Raw genomic sequence first — 16891 nt, 5'->3', positions numbered from 1 at the left:
CCTCGTGCGTCGTCGTCCCGGGTCAGTCTGCAAACGATCCCGGGACGCGTCAACCCCGAGATGTGAGCAGGGGTTGCGTCGTCGTAGGGCCAGACGGCACGATGGCTGCAATCGATCCCAAGGCATGCGGGTCCCCCGGGACCCGCGCCGGCCCCGACGCCGACGTCGCGGGCCGGGCCTGCCGGCCCGATGCGACGAGGAGACGTACGTGGACGAGCCCTGGACCCTGCACGCCGACCGGGCGCTGCCCGCCGACCCGGTCACGCGGCCGGTGGCCCGCGAGATCTACGCATCGGTGCGCGACCTGCCGATCGTCTCGATGCACGGCCACGTGCCCGTCGAGTGGTTCGCGGACGACACGGCGTTCGGCGACCCCGCACAGCTCGTCGTGGTGCCCGACCACTACCTCACGCGCATGCTCGTCTCCCAGGGCGAGACGCTCCCCCGCCTCGGCGTCGGCTCCACGGCCGACGAGGACGCCGAGACCGACCCACGCGAGATCTGGCGGCGCTTCTGCGCCGGGTGGAAGCACTTCCGCGGCACGCCCACCCGGTACTGGCTGGAGCACGTGCTCGTCGAGATCCTCGGCGTCACGCAGCGTCCGTCGGCAGAGACCGCGGACGCGCTCTACGACCAGGTCGCGGCCCGCATCGCCCAGCACGACTTCCGCCCCCGGGCGCTGCTGGACGCCTTCGACATCGAGACCATCGCGACCACCGACCCCGCCTGGTCCTCGCTCGACGCGCACGCCAAGCTCGCCGCGGACGGCTACGGCGAGCGCGTGCTGCCGACGTTCCGACCCGACCCGCTGCTGCACCTCGACCGCGCGACGTGGCGCGACGACGTCGTCCGCCTGGGCGCGGCCGCCGCCGTCGACGTGACGTCCTACGACCGCTACCTGGAGGCCCTGCGCACGCAGCGCGAGCGGTTCGTCGCCGCCGGGGCCCGCGCCACGGACCACGGCCACCTGTCCGCCGACACCACGCCCCTGGACGAGGCCGACGCCCGGCGCATCTTCGACAAGGCGCTCAGCGGGACGGTCACGGCAGCCGAGGCGCAGGCGTTCAGCGGGCACATGCTGTTCCAGATGGCCGCGATGTCGGCCGAGGACGGGCTCGTCATGCAGCTGCACCCGGGCGTGCTGCGCGACCACGCCAGCGCGCCGTTCGCGGCGTTCGGCCCGGACAAGGGCTACGACATCCCCGTCGTCACCGAGTTCACCCGCTCGCTGCGCCCGGTGCTCGACGCGTTCGGCCACCACCCGGGGCTGCGCCTCATCGCGTTCACGGTGGACGAGGACGTGTACTCGCGCGAGCTCGCCCCGCTGGCCGGCGTCTACCCGGCCCTGCGCCTCGGCGCCCCGTGGTGGTTCCTCGACGCGCCCGACGCCATGCGTCGGTTCCGCGAGTCCGCCACCGAGACGGCGGGCTTCTCCAACATGAGCGGCTTCGTCGACGACACCCGCGCCTTCTGCTCCATCCCCGCCCGGCACGACCTCGCCCGGCGCATCGACGCCGGCTACCTGGCACGGCTGGTCGCCGAGCACCGGCTGGACCTCGACGAGGCCCTCGACGTCGCCGCCGACCTCGCCTACCGCCTGCCCCTGGCGGCCTACGCGCGCCCCTGACGCGCGGTGGGCGGGCAGACACGACGAGCACGAGGAGTCGCGCAGTGAAGATGGGGTTCCGCTGGTACGGCGAGGGCAACGACACGGTGACGCTGGATCACATCCGGCAGATCCCCGGCGTCGAGACGGTCGTGTGGAGCCTGCACGGCAAGCAGGCGGGCGAGGTGTGGGAGCAGGAGGAGATCGACGCGGAGGTGGCGCGCATCTCCGGGCTCTCCGCCGAGGCGCGCGCACGGGGAGTCACCCGGACGCTCGACGCCGAGGTCGTGGAGTCGGTCAACGTGCACGAGTCGATCAAGCTCGGCCGCACGGTGCTGGGGCTCGGCCGCGACGAGGCGATCGAGAACTACGTGACGACGATCCGGCGGCTGGGCCGGGCCGGCGTCAAGGTGGTCTGCTACAACTTCATGCCCGTCTTCGACTGGCTGCGCACGGACCTGTGGCACCCGCTGCCCGACGGGTCCACCGCCCTGTACTTCGAGAAGGCGGTGGTCGACCGGATGACGCCCCAGACCGTCATCGCGGACATGGAGGTCGGCTCGCACGGCCTCACGCTGCCCGGGTGGGAGCCCGAGCGGCTGGCAGGCTTCGCCGAGCTCGACGCCGCCTACGTGGGCGTCACGCACGAGGACATGTACGCGAACTACCGGTACTTCCTCGACGCCGTGGTCCCCGCCTGCGAGGAGGCCGGCGTCAAGCTCGGCGTGCACCCGGACGACCCGCCGTTCGACGTCTTCGGGTGGCCTCGCGTCGTGTCCACGCCGGACGACCTGCAGCGCGTGCTGGACCTGCACCCGAGCCCGTACCACGGGCTCACGCTGTGCCTCGGCAGCTTCTCCGCCAACCCGGCCCAGGCGCCGCTGGCCGTGGACACCGTGCGCCGGTTCGTGGACCGCATCCACTTCACCCACGTGCGCAACATCAAGCACTTCCCGAACGGCGACTTCACCGAGGTGGGTCACCGCGCCTGCGAGGGCGACGTCGACACCACCGGGATCATGCAGGCGTACGCCGAGGCGGGGTACACCGGGTACGTGCGCCCGGACCACGGCCGCCACCTGTGGGACGAGAACACCACGAACAAGCCCCGGCCCGGGTACGGGCTGTACGACCGCGCGCTGGGCGTCCAGTACCTGCTGGGCGCCTGGGACGCGTTCCGGTACACCGCGCCCGGCGTGCGCGGCTGACCGTCCGTCCACCTCCGTCCGCCCACCCCCGAGGGAGCACGACCCCATGACCACCCCGGAGTCGCACGGCATCCGCCCGGCCGCCGTCCTGGACCTGCTCGACGACCTGGAGGCTCCCGGCCTCGACCCGCACGGCCTGGTCGTCGCGCGGCACGGCGTCCCCGTGGTCCGCGGCACCTGGGCGCCGTACCGCCCGGACCTGCCCGGGCTCGTGTACTCGGTGTCGAAGACGTTCACCGCGATCGCGGTGGGGCACCTCGTCGCCGACGGTGCGCTCACGGTGGACGACCTGGCCGGGTCGTTGCTGGGGCTGCCCACGGACACCGGGATCACGGTGCGCCACCTGCTCACCATGAACACCGGGCACACCGCGGAGCAGGTCGCCGACCTCGGCTTCGACTCCGCACGCCTCCTGACCGTCGTGCCGGAGCACGCCCCCGGCACCCACTTCGTGTACAACTCGTCGGCGTCGATGGTGCTGTCGTCGATCGTGACCACCCTGACCGGCGAGCGTCTGACGGACTACCTGCGCCCGCGCGTGCTGGACCCCTTGGGCGTGCAGGACCCCTGGTGGGTGGGGCACCGCGACGGCGACCGCGGCATCGACCAGGGCTGGTCAGGGCTCCACGTGACGGTCGAGGACGTCGCGCGGCTCGCGGTCGCCATGGCGGACGGCGGACGGTACGACGGCGCCCAGGTGATCCCCGCCGGCTGGCTGGCGGAGATGGGGCGGCCCTGGTCGGACAACGCGGACTCCCCTGGCGCGGACCACGACTGGGCGCGCGGCTACGGCTACCAGGTGTGGCGGAGCCGGCACGGCGTCCGCGCGGACGGCGCGTACGGGCAGTTCGGCGTGGCCGTGCCCGAGCTCGGCCTCGCGATCGGCTATCTCGGCGCGACCCGGTCGACGGACCAGGTGCTCGACGCCTTCTGGCGCTTCGCCGACCGGCTCACCGACGGGCCGCTGACCCCGGAGGACGGTGACGGCGCACGGCTGCGGGCACGGCTCGCCGCCCTGGACACGTGGCCCGGGCGCGTCGGACCCGACCCGGTCCCCACGCCGGCCGAGCGGATCTCCCCGGCGCCGTGGACCCTGCTCCCCGGCGAGCCTTCCGGGCCCTGGCAGGTCGACGTCGGCGGCCACCTCCTCACGGCGACCGCGGACGCGTGGACCACCCACGTCGTGCCCTGGCCGGACGGGTCGCTCGCCTCCGGCGGGTCCCACGCCGACCGGCCCGTGCCCGTGCCCGACCCGGTGCTCGTGCTCGCCCTGCGCGGGCGCGCCGACGACGACGGTCGCGTCCGGCTCGACGTCGTCGTCCCGACGTCGCCCCACCGCCTCGTCGCCGAGGGGCGTCCCGGCGAGCGCCTCGACCTCGCCTGGACGACGACGCCGCTGTGGCGCCCGACCCTGTCCGCCCTGGTCGTGCCCGCGACCCTGGTGCACCCGCCCACCCAGGAGCTGCCGAGGTAGTCCAAGCCCTGCCGAGGTAGTTCCAACCGCGCCGAGGTAGTCACGTCCCGGCGGATGGCGGACTACCTCGGCGCGGCTGGAACTACCTCGCGGGATCCTGAACTACCTCGGCGCGGCTGGAACTACCTCGCGGGATGGTCAACTACCTTGCGGGGTCCAGAGCTACCTCGGCAGGACGGGCGGCGCCCCCACCGGACGGTCAGCGCTGGACGCGCGCGCTGCCGCCGCCGGCGAGCTTGGCGACCTCGGCGAGGGTCGCCGTCGTCGTGTCCCCCGGGGTGGTCATGGCGAGGGCGCCGTGCGCGGCGCCGTACTCGACGGCCTCCTGCAGGGAGCCGAGCTCCATGAGCCCGTAGGCCAGGCCGGAGGCGAACGAGTCGCCGCCGCCGACGCGGTCGAAGATCTCCAGGTCGGCGCGGTGGGTCGCCTCGACGAAGCCCTCGGCGCGCGACCAGGCGACGGCGCCCCAGTCGTTGCGCGACGCCGAGCGCACGCCGCGCAGGGTGGTCGCGATGACCTGGAAGTTCGGGTACGCCTCGGCGGCCGTGCCGATCATGGTCCGGAAGGCGCCGGTGTCCAGGTCGGTGAGGTTCTCGTCGACCCCCTCGACCTCGAAGCCGAGCGACGCGGTGAAGTCCTCCTCGTTGCCGATCATGACGTCGACGTGCTGCGCCAGACGGCGGTTGACCTCGCGGGCGCGCTCGACGCCCCCGATGCCCTTCCAGAGCGACGGGCGGTAGTTGAGGTCGTACGACACGACCGTGCCGTGCTTCTTGGCGGCCCTCATGGCCGCCTCGGCGACGTCCGCGGCGGACTCCGACAGCGCCGCGAAGATGCCGCCCGTGTGCAGCCAGCGGACGCCGGACCCGAACAGCGCGTCCCAGTCCACGTCCTCCGGCTTCAGCTGCGAGACGGCGGTGTTGCCACGGTCGCTCACGCCGACGGCGCCGCGCACGCCGAAGCCGCGCTCCGTGAAGTTGAGGCCGTTGCGCACGGTGCGGCCGATGCCGTCGTACTCGCGCCACTGCACCCAGGACGTGTCGAGCCCGCCGGTGAGCATGAAGTCCTCGACGAGGCGGCCGACCTCGTTGTCCGCGAGCGCCGTGACGATCGCGCCGCGCAGGCCGAACGCCCGGCGTAGGCCGCGGGCAACGTTGTACTCGCCGCCGCCCTCCCAGACGTCGAACGAGCGCGTGGTGCGCACGCGGCGGTCGCCCGGGTCGAGACGCAGCATGACCTCGCCCAGCGCGACGACGTCGTACCGGCACTCGGCCGCGGGGCGGGTGGTGAGGGACGGGTTCGTCATCAGGACTCCTTGCTGGTCGGCTGGGCGAGGGCGACGGCCTCGGCGGTGCGGCGGGTGATCTCGGCCCAGTCGCCGGCGGACACGAGCGACTTCTCGACCATCCACGACCCGCCGACGGCGAGCACGGGGGCGAGCCCGAGGTAGTCGTCGAGGTTCGCGGCGCTCACGCCGCCGGTGGGCACGAAGCGCAGGCCGGGGAACGGTGCGGAGAACGCCTTGATCGCGGCGGGGCCGCCCACGACGGAGGCGGGGAACAGCTTGACGACGTCGAGCCCGAGCTCGAGGGCGGCCATGATCTCGCTGGGGGTGGCGACGCCGGGCAGGACGGGCACGCCGTGCTCCTGCGCCCGGCGCACGACGGCCGCGGACAGGCCGGGCGACACGATGTAGCGCGCGCCGGCGTCGACGACGGCGTCGACCTGGTCGACGGTGGTGACGGTGCCGGCTCCGACGACGACGTCGGGCTGGGTGCGCGCGACGGCGCGGATCGCGTCGATCCCGCCCGCGGTGCGCAGGGTGATCTCGGCGACGGGCAGGCCGCCGGCGACGAGCGCGTCGGCGAGGCGCGCTCCCTCGTCCGCGCCGTCGACCACGACGACGGGCACGAGTCGGTGGGCTCCGAGTGCGGCGACGACGTCGCCTGCGGCCGCCGGGGTCGGGGTGTCGGGGGAAGACATCGGTGCTCCGTTTCGCTATGGTGAACGCCTGTTGTTCACTACGGAACACCATAACCGACAAGACCCGCACCGTGGAGCACCGACATGACCGACCCCAGCCCGCTCGGCAGCGTGGACAAGGCCCTGCTCACGCTCGACGCGCTCGCCCGCGCAGGCGCCCGCGGCGCCGCGCTGGCGGACCTCGCCGCCGAGGTCGGTGCCAACAAGTCGACGCTGCATCGCACCCTCGCCGCGCTGCGGCACCGCGGCTACGCCGACCAGGGCCCCGACGGCTCCTACACCCTGGGGCCCGCCGTGCTGTCCCTCGGCGCCGCCTACCTCGCCGAGGACAACCTGCCCGGACTGCTCCGCCCGGCGCTCGAGGCGCTGCGCGACGACGTGGACGAGCTGGTGCACCTCGGCACCCTCGCCGGCCAGGAGGTCGTCTACCTCGACAAGGTGGAGCCGCAACGCCCCCTGCGCGTGTGGTCCGCCGTCGGACGACGCATCCCCGCGGCCACGAGCGCCCTCGGCCGCGCGCTGCTCGCCGCCGCCCGGCCGGACGACGCCGAGGTGGACCGGTATGCCGCGGCAGGCCCCGCCGGCGCCGACCCGGTGGCCGCCGACCGGCTGCGCACCGCCCTCGACGACGCGCGCGCCCACGGGTTCGCCGCCGAGACCGAGGAGAACGAGCCGGGCATCGCGTGCGTCGCGGTCGCCCTGCTGCGCGGCGGCCGGCCCGTCGGGGCCGTGAGCATCACGGCCCCGGTCGAGCGCATGACCGGCCCCGCCCGCGACGCCCGCGTCGCCGCGTTGCGCGACCTCCTGCCGTCGGTCCTCCCGACCGGCCTGACCGTCCCGGCCGTCCCGGCCTGACGTGGGGCGCGGCCGGGCCCCCGTTCGGGCACGATGGGCGCCATGAGCACCCGCACCCCGCGCGACATCCTGTTCATCGGCGGCACCGGCGTGATCAGCGCCGCGAGCGTCGCCCGCGCCGTCCGGCTCGGCCACCGGGTCACGGTCCTCAACCGGGGGACGTCGACCGCACGGCCCCTGCCGTCGGAGGTCGAGACGCTCGTGGCGGACGTGCGCGACGACGACGCCGTGGACGCCGCGCTCGCGGGCCGCGAGTTCGACGTCGTCGCCCAGTTCCTCGCCTTCGGTGCGGACCACGTGGCGCACGACGTCGAGCGGTTCGCGGGGCGCACCGGGCAGTACGTCTTCGTCTCCTCCGCCTCGGCGTACCAGAAGCCGCCCGCACGCCTCCCCGTGACGGAGTCCACCCCGCTGCGCAACCCGTTCTGGCAGTACTCGCGCGACAAGATCGCGTGCGAGGACGTGCTCGTGCGCGCGTCGCGGGACCACGGGTTCCCCGCGACGATCGTGCGCCCGTCGCACACCTACGACCGCACCCTCCTGCCCACCACCGGTGGCTGGACCGACGTCGCGCGCCTGCGGGCGGGGCGGCCCGTCGTCGTGCACGGCGACGGGACCTCCCTGTGGACGCTCACGCACACCGACGACTTCGCGGTCGGGTTCGTCGGGCTGCTCGGCCATCCGGGTGCGGTGGGCGACACCTTCCAGATCATGGGCACGCACGCCCCGTCCTGGGACCAGGTCTACCGGTGGCTCGCGGCGGCGGCCGGCGTCGACGAGCCCGAGCTCGTGCACGTCGCGTCGGAGACGATCGCGCGCGCCCTGCCCGACGTCGGGCCTGGCCTGCTCGGCGACAAGGCGCACACCATGCTGTTCGACTGCGCCAAGCTCCAGGCCCTCGTGCCCGAGTTCGGCACCACGATCACCTACGACCAGGCCGCCGTCGAGCAGATCGCCTGGTACGACGCGCACCCCGAGGCGCAACAGGTCGACGACGCGCTCGACGCCGCCTTCGACCGGCTCGTCGCGCACGCGCGGTCCGTCTGAGCGGGGCCGCGTACGGGCCACGTACCCTGCCGAGGTGACCCGCTCCCCCGCCCCGCTCGTCCTGCTCGACCTCGACGGCACGCTCACCGACTCCGCCCCCGGCATCGTGGCGGGCATCCGGCACGCGTACGGCGTGCTCGGCCTGCCCGTGCCCGACGACGCCACGCTCCGCTCGTTCGTCGGCCCGCCGATCACGGCGTCCTTCGCCGCGCACGGCGTCCCCGCCGACCGGGTGGAGGAGGCCGTGCGGGCCTACCGCGACGTCTTCGCCGCCGGCGGCATGTACGACAACCGGGTGTTCGACGGCGTCCCGGACGTGCTGCGTGCCCTCCGGGCGGCCGGCTGCACCCTGGCCGTGGCGACCTCCAAGCCGGAGGTCTACGCGAGGCCGATCTGCGACCGCTTCGGGCTGACGGAGCTGGTCGACGGCGTGTTCGGCGCTCCGCTCGACGAGGGCACCTCGACGAAGGCCGACGTCATCGCGAAGGCGCTCGCCACGCTCGGGCGCACGTCGCCCGTGGACCCCGCCGACGGTCCCGTCCTCATGGTGGGCGACCGCGAGCACGACGTGCACGGTGCCGCCGAGCACGGCATCCGCTGCCTGGGCGTCACCTGGGGCTATGCGGCACCCGGAGAGCTCGAGGAGGCCGGCGCCGTCGCGCTGGTCGACGCCGTGCCCGACCTGGCCGGCGCCGTCCTCACGCAGCTCGCCGCCTGACCCCGACCTGTCAGAACCACGCCCCGCCATACCCGCTCCTGGTTCTGACAACTCCAGGACGCTCCGAGCTGTCAGAACCAGGACCTGCCATACCCCGCCGTGGTTCTGACAGCTTCCGGCGGCGGCAGCGCACATGCGACGAGGGCCCCGGATCCTGGTGGATCCGGGGCCCTCGTCGTCGACCGCCAGGTCAGCGGGTCAGCGTCACTCCGCGCCGGCCTGCATCTGGCCCGTCGGGGGCAGGTCGTGCACCGAGACGCCGGTGGGGGCGTCGAGCGCCGCCGTCGCGCCGACCGAGACCGGCCCACGCTCGTGCTCGCTCTTCGGCATCCCGCGGAACGTGAACTCGCCGAGGATGCCCTCGCCCTCGCCGTCGACCAGCACGAGGTCGCCCGCCTTGAGCTCGCCGAACAGGATCTTCTCGGACAGGGTGTCCTCGATCTCCCGCTGGATCGCCCGCTTCAGCGGACGGGCGCCGAGCACCGGGTCGTAACCCTTCTCCGCCAGCAGGTTCTTCGCGGCGGGCGTGAGCTCGATCGCCATGTCGCGGTCGCGCAGACGCTTGTCCAGCTTGGCGATCTCCAGGTCGACGATCTCGATGATCTCGTCCTGCGAGAGCTGCGGGAAGACCACCACGTCGTCGACGCGGTTGAGGAACTCGGGCCGGAAGTGCTGCTTGAGCTCCTCGTTGACCTTCGCCTTCATGCGCTCGTACGAGGTCACCAGGTCGCCGCCGGCGTTGAAGCCGGTCTGGACGCCCTTGGCGATATCCCGCGTGCCGAGGTTCGTGGTCATGATGATCACGGTGTTCTTGAAGTCGACCACCCGGCCCTGCGAGTCGGTCAGGCGACCGTCCTCGAGCACCTGCAGCAGCGAGTTGAAGATGTCCGCGTGCGCCTTCTCGACCTCGTCGAACAGGACGACCGAGAACGGCTTGCGACGCACCTTCTCCGTGAGCTGCCCACCCTCGTCGTAGCCGACGTACCCGGGGGGCGAGCCGAACAGCCGCGACACGGTGTGCTTCTCCGAGAACTCGGACATGTCGAGCTGGATGAGCGCGTCCTCGTCCCCGAACAGGAACTCGGCGAGCGCCTTGGCCAGCTCCGTCTTCCCGACGCCCGTGGGGCCGGCGAAGATGAACGAGCCACCGGGGCGCTTCGGGTCCTTGAGCCCGGCGCGCGTGCGACGGATCGCCTGCGACAGCGCCTTGATCGCCGTGTTCTGGCCGACGACCCGCTTGTGCAGCTCGTCCTCCATGTGCAGGAGCTTGCTGGACTCCTCCTCGGTGAGCTTGACGACCGGGATGCCGGTCGACATCGCCAGCACCTCGGCGATGAGCTCGTCGTCGACCTCCGCGACGGAGTCGAGGTCGCCCGACTTCCAGGCCTTCTCCTTGTCGGCCCGCTGCGCGGTGAGCTGCTTCTCCTTGTCGCGCAGCCCGGCGGCCTTCTCGAAGTCCTGCTCGTCGATCGCCGACTCCTTGTCGCGGCGAGCCTCGGCGATCTGCTCGTCCAGGGCCTTGAGCTCCGGGGGCGCCGTCATGCGGCGGATGCGCAGCCGCGCGCCCGCCTCGTCGATCAGGTCGATCGCCTTGTCCGGCAGGTACCGGTCGTTGATGTACCGGTCGGCGAGCTGCGCGGCGGAGACCAGCGCGGAGTCCGTGATGGACACGCGGTGGTGCGCCTCGTAGCGGTCGCGCAGGCCCTTGAGGATCTCGATGGCGTGCTCGAGCGACGGCTCGTTGACCTGGATCGGCTGGAAGCGGCGCTCCAGGGCCGGGTCCTTCTCGACGTACTTGCGGTACTCGTCGAGCGTGGTCGCGCCGATGGTCTGCAGCTCGCCACGGGCCAGCATCGGCTTGAGGATGCTCGCCGCGTCGATCGCGCCCTCGGCGGCCCCCGCCCCGACGAGCGTGTGGATCTCGTCGATGAACAGGATGATGTCGCCGCGGGTCCGGATCTCCTTGAGCACCTTCTTCAGGCGCTCCTCGAAGTCACCGCGGTACCGGGAACCGGCGACCAGGGCGCCGAGGTCCAGCGTGTAGAGCTGCTTGTCCTTCAGCGTCTCGGGCACGTCGCCGCGCACGATGTCCTGGGCGAGGCCCTCGACGACGGCCGTCTTGCCGACGCCCGGCTCACCGATCAGCACGGGGTTGTTCTTGGTGCGGCGGCTCAGCACCTGCATCACGCGCTCGATCTCCGTCGAGCGGCCGATGACCGGGTCGAGCTTGCCCTCGCGTGCGGCCTGGGTGAGGTTGCGGCCGAACTGGTCGAGGACGGCGGAGCCGGACGGCTGCCCCTCCTGCGGGCCGCCGGCGGCCACGGGCTCCTTGCCCTGGTAGCCGCTCAGCAGCTGGATGACCTGCTGGCGCACCTTGTTCAGGTCGGCACCCATCTTGGTGAGCACCTGGGCCGCGACGCCCTCACCCTCACGGATGAGGCCGAGCAGGATGTGCTCGGTGCCGATGTAGTTGTGCCCGAGCTGCAGCGCCTCGCGGAGCGACAGCTCCAGCACCTTCTTGGCGCGCGGCGTGAACGGGATGTGCCCGCTCGGGGCCTGCTGGCCCTCACCGATGATCTCGGTGACCTGCGTGCGGACGCCGTCGAGCGAGATCCCCAGCGACTCCAGGGCCTTCGCGGCGACGCCCTCACCCTCGTGGATGAGACCGAGCAGGATGTGCTCGGTGCCGATGTAGTTGTGGTTGAGCATCCTTGCCTCTTCCTGAGCAAGGACGACCACCCGACGGGCTCGGTCGGTGAATCTCTCGAACATCTGCTGCTCCCTCACGAGCGGCGTTACCTGCACCCCGTCGGAATGACGGCTACAGCCTGACCGCTACGACTCTATGCGCTCCCAACTCGCCGACCCCCCTCGGTAAGCCCATGTTCGCCAGGGGCGTGACGGCGTGCCGCGTTGCCAGCCGGGGGCAGGGCGTCCACGCTCGGAGAAAGGTGGCCGTGGCCGACCAAGGGGGTACCGATGGACGAGATCGAGCAGCAGCCAGGGACGTCGGGAGCCCGGGGCCCTCGGGCCTGGAACGGGGACGACGCCCGCCTGGCCCGGTTCTCCGGCGTCGTGGGCGAGGTGCGCGACCCGCTCACCTGGGGTCTCGACCTGGAGGACGAGTCGCTCACCGGGCTTGCCGACACCGACGACCCGACCTGCGAGCGCTTCGTGCGCGCCTACCGCTCCTTCACCGGCGAGGCCCTCGAGGTCGAGACCTTGCGCGGCCCGGTCCCGGACGACGACGTCGAGGACGTCGTGCGCGCGGCGTGCAGCGGCGCGCTCGCCGCTCCCCTGCACGCCGACATCGCCGCGCCCGTGGACGCCGACCCGACCGACGCCCCCGGCGGCCCCGCCGGTGGGACGCCGGACTTCGCCGACTCCTTCCAGGACTACCGCAGCGCCATGCGCGCCCTCGTCGCCGAGGTCGACAAGGCACCGCTGCGCACGGGCACGTTCGCCGTCGACGGCGCGGACACCCCGTGCGTCCGCGTCACGGCCCGCGAGACCGCCGCCGTGTACGTCGCGGCAGCCGACCGGGCCCTCGTCATCACCGGACCGCAGGACCTCGTCGACCTGGTGGAGGTCGTGACGCAGCCCGTGGACGACCTGCTCACCGGGCAGCAGGGCCCCCGCCGGCCCGCCGACGACGCACCACCGCCCGCCGAGGACTGACGCGCACGGACGACCGCGCACGGCCGACCACGCACGACCGGCCGCCCGGTCACGACGCGGGTGCGTGATCGATGCCGCAGAGCCCCGCCCTGACGCGCCGCAGGGCCGGACCTATCCTGCAACCGAGGGCGCGTCGTCCCGCGACGGGCGGCGCCACGCGACGAGAGAGTCGGGGTGACCGATGCGCGGAATCGTGGTCGGGGTGAACGGGTCGGCGGAGTCGGACGAGGCCCTGGACTGGGCGATGGGCGAGGCCGCGTCGGCGTCCGTGCCGCTCACGGTCGTGATGGTCGCCGCCGGGGCGGGCAAGGGCGCGGACGCCGCGGCGCACGAGGTGGCGCTCGCTCCCGTGCGCGCGGAGGCGCAGGGGATGCTCGACGCGGCCCGTGCCCGCACCGGCCTCGACGTGGAGGGGTCCGTGGTCGCCGCGCCGGGCCCGGCCGCCGACGCGCTGCTCGAGCTCGGCGCGGACGCCGACATGCTGGTCCTCGGCCGGCGACGCCGCGGCCGGCTCGGCCGCGCGGTGCTCGGCTCGGTGTCGACGACGGTCGTCGAGCATGCCCGCGTGCCCGTCACCGTCGTGCGCCACGGCGACCCGGACGGCGCTCCCGAGGACGGGACGGAGACCGAGGGCGACACGCCGCGCATCGTCGTCGGCGTCGACACGTCGGCCCCCAGCGTGGCCGCGCTGAAGCACGCGTGCGAGGTCGCGGCGCGCACCGGCGCGTCGGTCGACGCGATCTTCGCGTGGCAGATCACCACCCTGGCGCCGCTGCCCGGCTCGTGGGGCTGGGCCCCACCGATCGACGACTACGAGAAGTTCGCCGCGGAGTCGCTCGCCGAGGCGGTCCGTGCCGCCGGTGCGACGCTCCCGCCTGAACGCCTGGTGCGGCGCGTCGTGCACGGGCAGGCGGCCAAGCAGCTCGTGCTCGCCGCGCAGGGTGCTGAGCGTCTGGTCGTCGGGGCGCGCGGTCTCGGCGGCTTCGACCGGCTCCTGCTCGGGTCCGTGAGCCGTCAGGTGCTCGACTTCGGCCCCTGCCCCGTCACCGTGGTGCGCGGCTGAACGACGGAGACACAGCGCGCCAGCGAGGAGCGCCGTCGTGCCGAACAGGTGGTTACGCACGTTCTGAGCGTTCAGAACGTGCGCAACCACCTGTTCGGCGCTCGACGGCGGTTGGGGACGGCGCGGGTGGGGCGGCGTGGGTGGGGACGGCGCAGGTCAGGAGCGCGTGGCCCACGCGGCGAGCGTGAGGGCGACGACGTCCTCCGCGAGCGCCGCGGGCAGGTCGGGCCAGCCGCGTTTCGCGAAGGCCGCTCGCCAGGCGGCACCCGCGCCCGTCCCGACGACGCCTCCCGCGGCTCCCGCCAGACCGGCCGCGATCGTGGACCCGGCGGTCGCGTGGTGGCGGACGGCGAGCAGCAGGCCGCCTGCGGCCCCGCTCCCGGCTCGGACGTTCGGTCCCGGCGGGTCGAGCCGGCTGGGCGTGGCGGGCAGCTTGTCGCCCACGATCTCCCCGGCGACGGCGAGCCCGCCGACGAGGCGCAGCGCCCCGGCGGGGCGGCGCAGACCGTGGGTGGGCGCCCGGTGGGCGGGGGCCGGGCCGAGCAGCGGGGCAGCGACACCGAGCGTCGCGCGGGACCCCGCGGCGAGGCCCAGCGCCAGGGCGCGGACGACGAGCGGTGCGGTCATGGGCCCACCCTGGCACTGGTACGCCGATTCCGCCGACGGAGATCGGGCCCTGCCGGACCCGATCTCCCTCCCGGGTGCCGCGCGCGTCGGCGCGATTGCGTCAGCGGGCCTCGGCGAGAAGCGCGGGCGAGGCGCCGTCCGACAGCGCATGACGCCGGTCGTCGCGCATGAGGACGCTGGCCACGACGGTCACGACGACCACGACGGCGCCCATCACGAGGTACGAGTGACCGAAACCGATCGCGTCGTACGCCGCGCCGAACGCCCAGGAGAAGATGACGATGCCGATCTGCTTCGCCATGTTGAAACCGAGCATGTAAGCGGTGGCGGAGATCCGGACGTCGAACATGCGCGTCAGGTACTTCATCACCGAGATGAGCATCAGCGGCATCTCGATGGCCGCGAGCAGGCGCCAGACGATGAGCATCTCCGTCGAGGTGAAGAACGCGGAGCCCAGGACGCGGACCACGAGGACGAGCCCGAAGAGCAGCAGGCCGTTCTTGGCCCCGATGCGGTTGATGAGGAACGGCGTCACGATCATGACGAGCGCCTCGGCGAGGATCTGCACGAAGACGACGCGCGAGAACAGCACCTGCGAGTCGATGCCGCCGGTCACGAACTGCGCGAAGTAGTTCGGGAACTGCTGGTCGAAGACGTCGTAGAGGGCCGCCGTGCCGAACATCAGGACCATGAAGCCGACGAACGAACGGTTCCGGAGCAGCTCCTTGACCGTGCTGAGCGACACCTTCGTGCGGGACTCGCCGGTGGCGTCTCCGCTCACGGCCGCGTACCCGGGCTCCCCGGGCTTCGGCGTGCGTGCCACGAGGAGCAGCACCCCGAGCACGATCGCGGAGAAGGTGCCGGCCCACCAGATGTTGTCCGGGTTGGACGCCCAGATGAACCCGCCGACGAGCGAAGCGGTGGCGCCCGCGACCGAGCCGAAGAGGCGCACGTGCCCGTACTCGAAGCCGTTGGCGCGCGCGTTGCGCTCGTTGAACGTCTCGACGATCCCGACGCCGGCGTTGAGGGTCAGGGACAGGAACACACCGCCGACGACGGCGCCGAGCACCTGGTTCGCGTTGACGATCGGGGTGAAGACGAACGCGAAGAAAGGCCCCATCATGGCGCCGACGAGCACGACGAACGCGAAGAGGTTCTTGCGGAAGCCCAGCTTGTCCTGGATGAAGCCGTAGAACGGCTGGAGGCAGAAGGCCGTGAACGCCATCACCGAGTTGAGGAGGCCGATGTTGCCGTGCGACATCCCGGCCTCGGTCTCCAGCCAGCGGCTGAGGAACGTGAACGCGAGCTGCCAGATGGCGAAGTAGAAGAAGAACAGGCCGCCGAAGTTCCAGAACGCGGGCTTGCGCAGCGAGTCGCGGGCGCGGGGCTTGGCGACGCCGTCGTCCGGGGTGGTGGCCGTGGTGGTGGTGCTCATCAGAATGCTCCGTCGGCGGGAAGGATCTCGGTGGAGGTGGGGACCGGGCGGGTGTCGGGGACGGGCGTGCCCCACACGGGGTTCCCGTCGGCGTCGAAGGGCAGCACCTGCGCGCGGGCGTGCCGGTTCGGGTCCCGCAGCGGGTCGCCGGTGATCTCGGTGTAGGTGCGGGCGTGGTAGACGAGCACGGCGTCGCCGTCGGGCGTCTGGGTGAACGAGTTGTGGCCCGGTCCGTACTGGCCGGCGGCCGGGTCGCTCACGAAGACGGGGTCGGCGCTCTTGGTCCACGACGCCGGGTCGAGGAGGTCGGCGCCCGCGTCGGCGGTGAGCAGGCCCATCGCGTAGTCGATGCCGGTGGCGGCACCGGAGTACGTGAGGAAGACGCGGCCGTCGCGCACGAGGACGGACGGGCCCTCGTTGACCCAGAAGCCGCTCGTCTCCCAGTCGTACTCGGGGCGCGTGAGCTCGACGGCGGGCGTCGCGAGGGTCCACGGGTTCGCCATGCGGGCGATGTAGAGGTTGGAGTGGCCCTTGACGTCCGGGTGCTGCTGCGCCCACACGAGGTACTGCGCGCCGTCGAGGGTGAAGCTCGTGGCGTCCAGCGCGAACGACTCCCAGCCGGTGTCGACCTGGCCGCGCTCCACCCACTCCCCCTCGAACGGGTCGTCGGCGGTGTTCTCCAGGACGAAGACGCGGTGGTTGAAGGTGTCGTCGGTGCCCGGCACGTCGACGGTGACCGACTCGTCGGGGGCGGCGGCGTAGTAGACGTACCACGCGCCGTCGACGCGGTGGATCTCGGGCGCCCAGATGAGGTGGGACTGCGGGCCGTCGGCGTGCCGCTCCCAGATGGTGACCTCGTCGGCCGCCTGCAGGTCTTCCAGCCGCTCGGCCCGGCGGAGCACGATGCGGTCGTACTGCGGATGGGATCCCGTGAAGTAATAGGTGCCCTCGTGCCGGAGCACGCACGGGTCGGCGCGCTGCAGCACGATCGGGTTGACCGTGACCTGGTCCGTCATTGGCTGTCTCATCCTCCGGTGTCCTGCACTGGTCCGGCGTCGGCTCAGCGGGCGCTGCTCCACAAAGAATGTAAACGATGTAAACGGACTGTTGCGGAGACGTCCGAACCTCCGAGAGCGAGATCGGCGCGATGACCTGGGGGAAGGTGGCGACAGTGTGACGAGGACCACGTCGGGACGA

General features: G+C 72.7%; 14 protein-coding genes. 8 read left to right on the top strand and 6 right to left on the bottom strand.

The window, feature by feature from the left end; translation table 11 throughout:
- Positions 1 to 208: 208 nt before the first annotated feature.
- From uxaC to ACWGKI_RS09290, 3 genes are read left to right on the top strand one after another with little or no spacing between them, the layout of a single operon-like run.
- Positions 209 to 1627 (top strand): glucuronate isomerase, encoded by a 1419-nt coding sequence (gene uxaC / locus ACWGKI_RS09300; protein ID WP_452186464.1) that lies wholly within the window; start codon positions 209 to 211, stop codon positions 1625 to 1627.
- A gap of 50 nt (positions 1628 to 1677) precedes the next feature.
- A complete protein-coding gene (locus ACWGKI_RS09295) occupies positions 1678 to 2814 on the top strand; it encodes a mannonate dehydratase (protein WP_452186485.1) in 1137 nt (378 codons plus the stop codon).
- A gap of 46 nt (positions 2815 to 2860) precedes the next feature.
- The gene (locus ACWGKI_RS09290) at positions 2861 to 4288 is read left to right on the top strand and encodes a serine hydrolase domain-containing protein (RefSeq protein ID WP_452186462.1); all 1428 of its coding nucleotides are present in this window, start codon (positions 2861 to 2863) and stop codon (positions 4286 to 4288) included.
- A gap of 199 nt (positions 4289 to 4487) precedes the next feature.
- On the opposite strand, the gene ACWGKI_RS09285 is transcribed toward ACWGKI_RS09290, so the two are convergent.
- Both ACWGKI_RS09285 and eda read right to left on the bottom strand, forming a co-directional pair.
- On the bottom strand, positions 4488 to 5594 hold the full coding sequence (locus ACWGKI_RS09285; RefSeq protein WP_452186460.1) for a sugar kinase: 1107 nt from the start codon (positions 5592 to 5594) through the stop codon (positions 4488 to 4490).
- Positions 5594 to 6271: a bifunctional 4-hydroxy-2-oxoglutarate aldolase/2-dehydro-3-deoxy-phosphogluconate aldolase gene (gene eda / locus ACWGKI_RS09280; protein ID WP_452186458.1), complete on the bottom strand. Its 678-nt coding sequence runs from the start codon at positions 6269 to 6271 to the stop codon at positions 5594 to 5596. The genes ACWGKI_RS09285 and eda overlap by 1 nt, the downstream gene beginning before the upstream one ends.
- An 84-nt stretch (positions 6272 to 6355) precedes the next feature.
- Here eda and ACWGKI_RS09275 point away from each other — a divergent pair, with 84 nt between their 5' ends.
- Genes ACWGKI_RS09275 through ACWGKI_RS09265 form a run of 3 tightly spaced genes read left to right on the top strand, consistent with a single transcriptional unit; the run spans position 6356 to position 8891 of the window.
- Positions 6356 to 7126, top strand: a complete 771-nt coding sequence (locus ACWGKI_RS09275) for an IclR family transcriptional regulator (RefSeq protein ID WP_452186456.1) — start codon at positions 6356 to 6358, stop codon at positions 7124 to 7126.
- Between the two features lie 42 nt (positions 7127 to 7168).
- Entirely contained in the window at positions 7169 to 8173 is a 1005-nt protein-coding gene (locus ACWGKI_RS09270; protein ID WP_452186454.1) for an NAD-dependent epimerase/dehydratase family protein, read from the top strand.
- A gap of 34 nt (positions 8174 to 8207) precedes the next feature.
- Positions 8208 to 8891: an HAD hydrolase-like protein gene (locus tag ACWGKI_RS09265; RefSeq protein ID WP_452186452.1), complete on the top strand. Its 684-nt coding sequence runs from the start codon at positions 8208 to 8210 to the stop codon at positions 8889 to 8891.
- A 204-nt stretch (positions 8892 to 9095) separates the two neighbouring features.
- Here ACWGKI_RS09265 and ACWGKI_RS09260 read toward each other — a convergent pair whose 3' ends face one another.
- Entirely contained in the window at positions 9096 to 11663 is a 2568-nt protein-coding gene (locus tag ACWGKI_RS09260) for an ATP-dependent Clp protease ATP-binding subunit (protein ID WP_380245431.1), read from the bottom strand.
- Positions 11664 to 11870: 207 nt separating this feature from the next.
- Between ACWGKI_RS09260 and ACWGKI_RS09255 the strand changes: the two genes are divergently transcribed.
- Both ACWGKI_RS09255 and ACWGKI_RS09250 read left to right on the top strand, forming a co-directional pair.
- Positions 11871 to 12569, top strand: a complete 699-nt coding sequence (locus ACWGKI_RS09255) for a hypothetical protein (protein WP_380245432.1) — start codon at positions 11871 to 11873, stop codon at positions 12567 to 12569.
- 181 nt (positions 12570 to 12750) lie between these two features.
- On the top strand, positions 12751 to 13632 hold the full coding sequence (locus ACWGKI_RS09250) for a universal stress protein (protein ID WP_452186450.1): 882 nt from the start codon (positions 12751 to 12753) through the stop codon (positions 13630 to 13632).
- A 156-nt stretch (positions 13633 to 13788) separates the two neighbouring features.
- Here ACWGKI_RS09250 and ACWGKI_RS09245 read toward each other — a convergent pair whose 3' ends face one another.
- From ACWGKI_RS09245 to ACWGKI_RS09235, 3 genes are all read right to left on the bottom strand, one after another.
- A complete protein-coding gene (locus ACWGKI_RS09245) occupies positions 13789 to 14259 on the bottom strand; it encodes a hypothetical protein (protein WP_380240533.1) in 471 nt (156 codons plus the stop codon).
- Between the two features lie 100 nt (positions 14260 to 14359).
- A complete protein-coding gene (locus ACWGKI_RS09240) occupies positions 14360 to 15694 on the bottom strand; it encodes an oligosaccharide MFS transporter (protein WP_380240536.1) in 1335 nt (444 codons plus the stop codon).
- Positions 15694 to 16710: a glycoside hydrolase family 43 protein gene (locus ACWGKI_RS09235; protein ID WP_452186447.1), complete on the bottom strand. Its 1017-nt coding sequence runs from the start codon at positions 16708 to 16710 to the stop codon at positions 15694 to 15696. The genes ACWGKI_RS09240 and ACWGKI_RS09235 overlap by 1 nt, the downstream gene beginning before the upstream one ends.
- Positions 16711 to 16891 lie beyond the last annotated feature (181 nt).

The organism is Isoptericola sp. NPDC055881 (assembly GCF_053615895.1).
Note: the sequence above shows the minus strand (reverse complement) of the source record. Positions and strands in the feature narration are given on the sequence as shown.